At 56.1% G+C, this 6,340-nt stretch carries 6 protein-coding genes; 3 read left to right on the top strand and 3 right to left on the bottom strand.

Going from position 1 to position 6,340, the window contains the following annotated elements; all coding sequences use genetic code 11:
- Together Q1J88_RS12580 and ahpC are read right to left on the bottom strand one after the other, a co-directional pair.
- Positions 1–600, bottom strand: a 600-nt coding sequence (locus Q1J88_RS12580; RefSeq protein WP_301118071.1) for a thioredoxin family protein, incomplete at its 3' end; no start/stop codon positions are given.
- Positions 601–721: 121 nt separating this feature from the next.
- Positions 722–1,285 (bottom strand): alkyl hydroperoxide reductase subunit C, encoded by a 564-nt coding sequence (ahpC, locus tag Q1J88_RS12575; RefSeq protein ID WP_301118070.1) that lies wholly within the window; start codon positions 1,283–1,285, stop codon positions 722–724.
- 290 nt (positions 1,286–1,575) lie between these two features.
- Here ahpC and Q1J88_RS12570 point away from each other — a divergent pair, with 290 nt between their 5' ends.
- The 3 genes from Q1J88_RS12570 to lysS all read left to right on the top strand — a co-directional run bounded on the left by Q1J88_RS12570 (position 1,576) and on the right by lysS (position 6,045).
- Positions 1,576–3,264, top strand: a complete 1,689-nt coding sequence (locus Q1J88_RS12570) for a methyl-accepting chemotaxis protein (RefSeq protein WP_301118069.1) — start codon at positions 1,576–1,578, stop codon at positions 3,262–3,264.
- Between the two features lie 95 nt (positions 3,265–3,359).
- A protein-coding gene (gene prfB, locus Q1J88_RS12565) for a peptide chain release factor 2 (protein ID WP_301118068.1) occupies positions 3,360–4,464 on the top strand; the annotation gives its coding sequence in 2 pieces (ribosomal slippage) (positions 3,360–3,440 and positions 3,442–4,464; 1,104 coding nt in all).
- Positions 4,465–4,521: 57 nt separating this feature from the next.
- Positions 4,522–6,045 (top strand): lysine--tRNA ligase, encoded by a 1,524-nt coding sequence (gene lysS / locus Q1J88_RS12560; RefSeq protein ID WP_301118067.1) that lies wholly within the window; start codon positions 4,522–4,524, stop codon positions 6,043–6,045.
- Positions 6,046–6,199: 154 nt separating this feature from the next.
- Here the strand turns inward: lysS and Q1J88_RS12555 are convergent, their stop codons facing one another.
- Positions 6,200–6,325, bottom strand: coding sequence for an autotransporter outer membrane beta-barrel domain-containing protein (locus Q1J88_RS12555; RefSeq protein WP_301117738.1), 126 nt, complete (start codon positions 6,323–6,325; stop codon positions 6,200–6,202).
- Between the last annotated feature and the right edge of the window lie 15 nt (positions 6,326–6,340).

The raw sequence follows: 6,340 nt of genomic DNA, 5'->3' as shown, positions 1-6,340 counted from the left end.
GTCGGCATTGGTATCCAGCTTCGACAGAATCTCTTCAACGCCGGCGCGACCTTGACCAAACACCTCGCCATTGAGGTATACGGTAGGCACCGACATGATCTGACGGTCTTCGACTTCTTTCTGGAACAAGGCCCCGTCGATCGCCACATGACGAATGCGTGGGTTGATGACCGACATGACATTAAGCGCTTGCACTACGTCGGGACAATTCTGGCAAGACAACGAGAAGTAGGTCTCGAACTCGTAGTCGCCATCAAGATTACGTATTTGTTCGATCACAGCTTCGTCCAGCTTGATCGGATGGCCGCCTACTTGCAGCAGCGCAAGTACAAGCGACGTGAATTCGTGGCCCATGGGTATGCCCGCGAAGCGGACACTGATATCAGTACCTGGGCGGTTGATACTGAAAGATGGCTTGCGCTGGGAATCGTCCGCATGCTCGACGAGCGTGATGCGCTCGGAGAGGGATTCGATTTCTTGCAGCAGTTCGCGCAGTTCCTGGGATTTTGTCCCCTCGTCCAGATAAGCAACGATCTCGATTGGTTGCGTAACTTTTTCCAGGTAAGACTTCAACTGTGTTTTGAGATTGCTGTCTAACATTATCGTTGTACTCTCATGAAGGTAGTTCAGGAAGCCGCGGCGACCGGGCTTGTAGCCTGGACGCCGCCGCTTCAAATGGAATCGCCTTGTGGGCGCGGATGAAGCTTACGCGTGGCGATACTTAGATCTTGCCAACCAGATCCAGCGAAGGAGTCAGGGTCTTGGCGCCTTCTTCCCACTTGGCGGGGCAAACTTCACCAGGGTGGGCAGCGATGTACTGAGCGGCGCGGACCTTGCGCAGCAACTCGGATGCGACACGACCGATGCCGTTGTCGTGAATTTCGAGTGCCTTGATTTCGAGGTCGGGGTTGATGACGAACGTGCCACGCAGAGCGATGCCCTCTTCTTCGATCAGAACTTCGAAGTTACGAGCCAGTTGGTGGGTGGGGTCGGCGAGCATGGGGTAATTGACCTTGCCGATGGCTTCGGAAGTGTCGTGCCATGCTTTGTGCGAGAAATGGGTGTCGGTCGAAACGCTGTAGACCTCGACGCCCAGCTTCTGAAATTCAGCGTAGTTGTCGGCCAGATCTTCGAGTTCGGTCGGGCACACGAAAGTAAAGTCGGCCGGGTAGAAGACCAGCACCGACCATTTACCTTTCAGTGTTTCCTCGGTAACGTCGACGAACTTGCCATTGTGATATGCAGTGGCTTTGAAAGGTTTGATTTTGGTATTAATCAAGGACATGTTTGTCTTCCTTTGTGGTTGATAAGTGGGTTAGTGATGTCAGTATAGGCAAGGCCCGGTTATTTGTAAAATTGATTGATTCAATAGCGTTGGTTGATTTTAGCTATCGAGCTTTAAGGGCCCCTGCCTGACAGAGAATATTTCAGCAAAGTTCATTCCTTATGACAACGACGCCCGCCTCGCTCGACCTGCGACCAACCCGAAGGGGATAGTTGAAGGCTATCCGCAGCAATAACACTGTCATATCTTCTTGCCATACTTGGGGCCTTTATTTGGAATGACAAGCCCGCATGCCCCGTTTTTTAACCTTGAAACGCGCATTTGCCCTATTTTTAATGGTGTTGGCTGTATTTTGTGCATTGACGCTGGGCGCAATACAAAATGTAACAGACAGCATAGAGCATCTGCAGGAAATTGAACAGAAGCGCCTGAAGGCGAGTCGGCTGGCCGCGCAATATAAAGATTATGCACAGGCCCTTACCCGGCATGCAATGGCCTTTGTTTCGAGTGAACAGCCAGAGTTCGAGGAAGCCTACACCGACGTTTCGAATCAGCTCTACGGCACGTCGGATGCAAGCTCGACGGCACTGATCCAGCATTTCCGCAATGCTGATTTCACGGCGGAAGAATTGGCACTGATAGAAGACGCATTCGCAACAACTCAAGCCTTGAGCGAGCTGGAAGTCAAGGCCATCAATACGGCCAAGGGTATCGAGGATGACGGCGCGGGAGGCCAGAAAATTGTTCTGCCGCAACCGTTATTGGCGAAAGTATTGTTGTTTGGACAGCAGTACGTCGAGCCCGCGAATGCCCTGGTGCGTCAGATCGATGAATTTGACGCCATACAGTCCCGTCGCTACGAAGCCGACATGGACCGGGCCCGGGCCGACAGTGAGCAGGCCATGCTCATCGCCGTGTCCACCCTGCTCGCCCTGTTGCTATGCAGCGCCGCCGCCCTGTACGTACTGTACCGCTTTGTACAAAAACCCATTGACGAGGGCGTCGCGCTTGCGCAGCGACTTGCCGGCGGTGACCTGACCGCACAGGCGCGCAGCGGTCGACGCGACGAACTGGGCAGGTTGCTGGAAGCATTGAACGGTATCGGACGAGGTCTTCAGACGGTAGTGGGGGAAGTCCGGCTCCGCAGCGAACATGTGGCCTCTGCCGCCCAAGGCATATCCGGGGACACCAACGACCTGTCGATACGCACCGACGAGCAGGCGTCCAGCTTGCAGGAATCGTCAGCAGCCATGGAACAACTGGCGTCGGCTGTGCGACTGAATGCAGAAAACGCCCAAAAAGCCACCGAGCTTGTCAATTACGCTTCTGAACGAGCTGCGCACAGCAGCACGCAACTGCAGCGCGCTGCAAACACCATGAATCAGTTGCGCCAGGGTTCCGGCCAGATGTCCGAAATAATCGCCACCATTGAAAGCATTGCCATGCGCACCAATATTCTGGCGCTTAATGCAGCCATTGAGGCAGCGCGCGCAGGCACGCATGGCCGGGGCTTCGCCGTCGTGGCCAACGAGGTACGAAGCCTGGCACTGCGCAGTGCAGCAGCATCCGGTGAAATCGAATCGCTGATTCAGGAGTCACTTCAACACATTGAGCAAAGCGGCAGCCTGGTCACCGAAGCGGCAGAAGCCGTGAACACCACCGCACTTTCTGTCGAGAAAGCACGTGCGCGCATGCAGGGCATCAGCGTGGCCTCGCAAGAGCAGTCGTTGGGGGTTGAGCAAGTCACTTCGGCCGTTACGCGGATGGACCTGATCACACGACAGAATGCGGAAGTGCTGCGCCAAGCGGCACAAGCCGCCGCAGAACAGATGGAACAGACCTCTGCCCTGCGCGAAACGGGGATGCGCTTCGTCATGCCGGAGGACGTGGCTGACGCCATACCCTCCATCGAGCCGGAATTCAAGCAAAACGCTCCCACGTCACCCTTTGCCTGGCACGAAAGCGCGCCCGCATACTGAACGGGGCCACCAAACGGTTCGAGGTTGTTCGGCCTGCCTTGCCTACCTACGGTAAAATAGAGGGTTAACCATATATTTGTCGTCAGGAAAGCATCATGGAAGCCGAACGCCATAACCAATTAATCGCCCGGATCGAAGACTACGCAGAGCGTGAGGACGCTCTACGGGGGTATCTTTGACTACGCTGCCAAGTCCGAACGCCTGCATGTTGTCAATGCCGAACTGGAAAGCCCCGACGTCTGGAACGATCCCCAACGCGCCCAGGAGCTGGGACGCGAGAAAAAAAGCCTCGATAAGGTTGTAGGTTCGCTGGATCAATTACGCAAGGGCTTGGCTGAAGCCCGCGAACTATTCGAACTGGCCAGCGAAGACGATGACGACGCCACCTTGCAGGCCATCGAAGAAGACTGCGACAAGCTGGGTGAGCAACTCGAAGAACTCGAGTTCCGCCGCATGTTCAATAACCCGGCCGACCCCCTCAACTGCTTTGTAGACATCCAGGCCGGAGCCGGCGGAACCGAGGCACAGGACTGGGCGTCGATGTTGCTGCGCCAATACTTGCGTTACTGCGAGAACAAAGACTTCAAGGTCGAGGTCCTGGAAGAGTCTCCCGGCGATGTCGCCGGCATTAAGTCCGCAACGATCAAGGTCGAAGGTGATTACGCCTTTGGATTCCTGCGTACCGAATCGGGTGTCCACCGACTCGTGCGCAAGAGCCCCTTTGATTCTTCGAACGGCCGTCACACGTCGTTTGCCAGCGTGTTTGTCTACCCTGAAGTCGACGATTCGATCGAAGTCGAGGTCAATCCTGCCGACCTGCGCATTGATACCTACCGTGCCAGTGGTGCGGGAGGCCAGCATATCAACAAAACCGACTCTGCTGTTCGAATCACTCACGTGCCCACCGGCATCGTCGTGCAATGCCAGAACGACCGCTCGCAGCATCGAAACCGTGCTGAAGCGATGTCCATGCTCAAATCACGTCTGTACGAGCTCGAGTTGCGTGAGCGGATGGCCGAGCAACAGAAAATGGAAGACGCAAAGACCGATGTGGGCTGGGGTCATCAGATCCGCTCCTACGTCCTGGACCAAAGCCGTATCAAAGACCTGCGCACCAACGTCGAAATTTCCAATACACAGAAAGTCCTGGACGGCGATCTTGACCCGTTTATCCAGGCAAGCTTGAAACAAGGGGTATGACGTCGCTCCCCCGAAAACATTTGCGACGATACCCACTTTAGAACCCAAGATACCAAGATGACTGAACCGACCCCTGGCACTGCTCCTGCGTCCGATGAAAATCACCTGATTGCTGAACGGCGCAGCAAGCTGGCTCGCCTGCGCGACGAAGGCGTGGCGTTTCCCAACGACTTTCGCCCGGACAGTAAAGCCGGCCAGCTACACGCCAGATATGGCGAGCTCGACAAGGAAGCCCTGATCGAACTGGCCGCGCCTGCCAAAGTTGCCGGCCGCATGATGCTCAAACGTGTCATGGGCAAGGCGAGTTTTGCCACTTTGCAGGACGGTAGCGGGCGCATTCAGATCTATCTGGATAAAAGCATACTGGGCGAAGAGGTCTACAACCGCTTCAAGACCTGGGATATCGGCGACATCGTGGCTGTGGAAGGCAAGGTCTTCAAGACCAACAAGGGCGAGCTCTCGGTTCAGGCGTCGCAGGTGCGCCTGCTGGCCAAATCGTTGCGTCCCTTGCCCGACAAGTTCCACGGCGTCTCCGACCAGGAACTGCGCTATCGTCAGCGCTACGTCGACCTCATCATGACTGAAGAAACGCGTCGAACATTCGTTGCGCGTAGCAAAGCCATTGGCGGCATTCGCAAGTTCATGCTTGACGCCGGCTTTCTGGAAGTCGAAACACCCATGCTGCATCCGATTCCAGGTGGTGCCGCTGCCAAGCCTTTCACCACTCACCACAACGCCCTCGACATGGAAATGTTCCTGCGCATTGCGCCCGAACTGTATCTGAAGCGGCTGATTGTCGGTGGATTCGAACGAGTCTTCGAGCTGAATCGAAACTTCCGGAACGAAGGGGTAAGTCCGCGGCACAATCCCGAGTTCACCATGATGGAGTTCTATGCCGCCTACACCGACTATCAGTGGTTGATGGAATTTACCGAATCGCTGATTAGACAGGCAGCCGTGACCGCCACCGGAAGCGCACAGCTTACCTATCAAGGAAAAACGCTCGACCTTGGCCAGCCCTTCGATCGTCTGACCATAGTACAGGCGATCTTGAAGTACGCTCCGGGCTATACCGAGGCCGACCTGAACGATGCAGATTACTTGCGTTCCGAGCTGCGCAAGAAGGGAGTCGACACCGATGGCCCCACCCTTGCAAGAGCCGGCATCGGTGCCTTGCAGCTGGCCTTGTTTGAAGAAACGGCGGAGGCCCAGTTGTGGAATCCGACCTTTATCATTGATTACCCTGTAGAAGTATCTCCGCTGGCCCGAGCGTCTGACACCAACCCTGACATCACCGAGCGGTTTGAACTGTTCATGACGGGGCGCGAAATTGCCAATGGATTCTCGGAGCTGAACGACCCCGAAGACCAGGCGGCGCGATTCCTCGCTCAGGTCGAGGCAAAAGACGCCGGAGACGAAGAAGCCATGTATTACGACGCAGATTACATCCGCGCACTCGAATACGGCATGCCTCCCACCGGTGGCTGCGGCATCGGTATCGACCGTCTGGTAATGCTGCTGACAGACAGCGCCAGCATTCGTGACGTCATCCTGTTCCCGCATCTGCGCCGTGAAGACTAGCCGGTAATCAGACACGGCAGGCATGCAAGAGTGCCGCCCGCTGGCGGATGCGTGCCTGCTTCAATCTCCGAAATCTAAAAAACCCAGCAAGCGTGACTTGCCGGGTTTCTGCGCTTCAGCCGGGCGGCCGCCGGACCGGCCCGACCAAATTACCTTAGAAGCGGGTACGCAAGAACAGCTGACCGCTGTGGTCGGTGTTGTCGTTGCCGAACTGACCGCTGTAGCCCAAGCCCATGGCGGTATTGCGGCCGACCGACATTTCAACCCCCAGATCGACCACCGCGGCGTTCTTGGC

Origin of the sequence: Pusillimonas sp. (genome assembly GCF_029263785.1) — a bacterium.
In the GTDB taxonomy this organism is placed as follows: Bacteria; Pseudomonadota; Gammaproteobacteria; order Burkholderiales; family Burkholderiaceae_B; genus Pusillimonas.
Note: the sequence above shows the minus strand (reverse complement) of the source record. Positions and strands in the feature narration are given on the sequence as shown.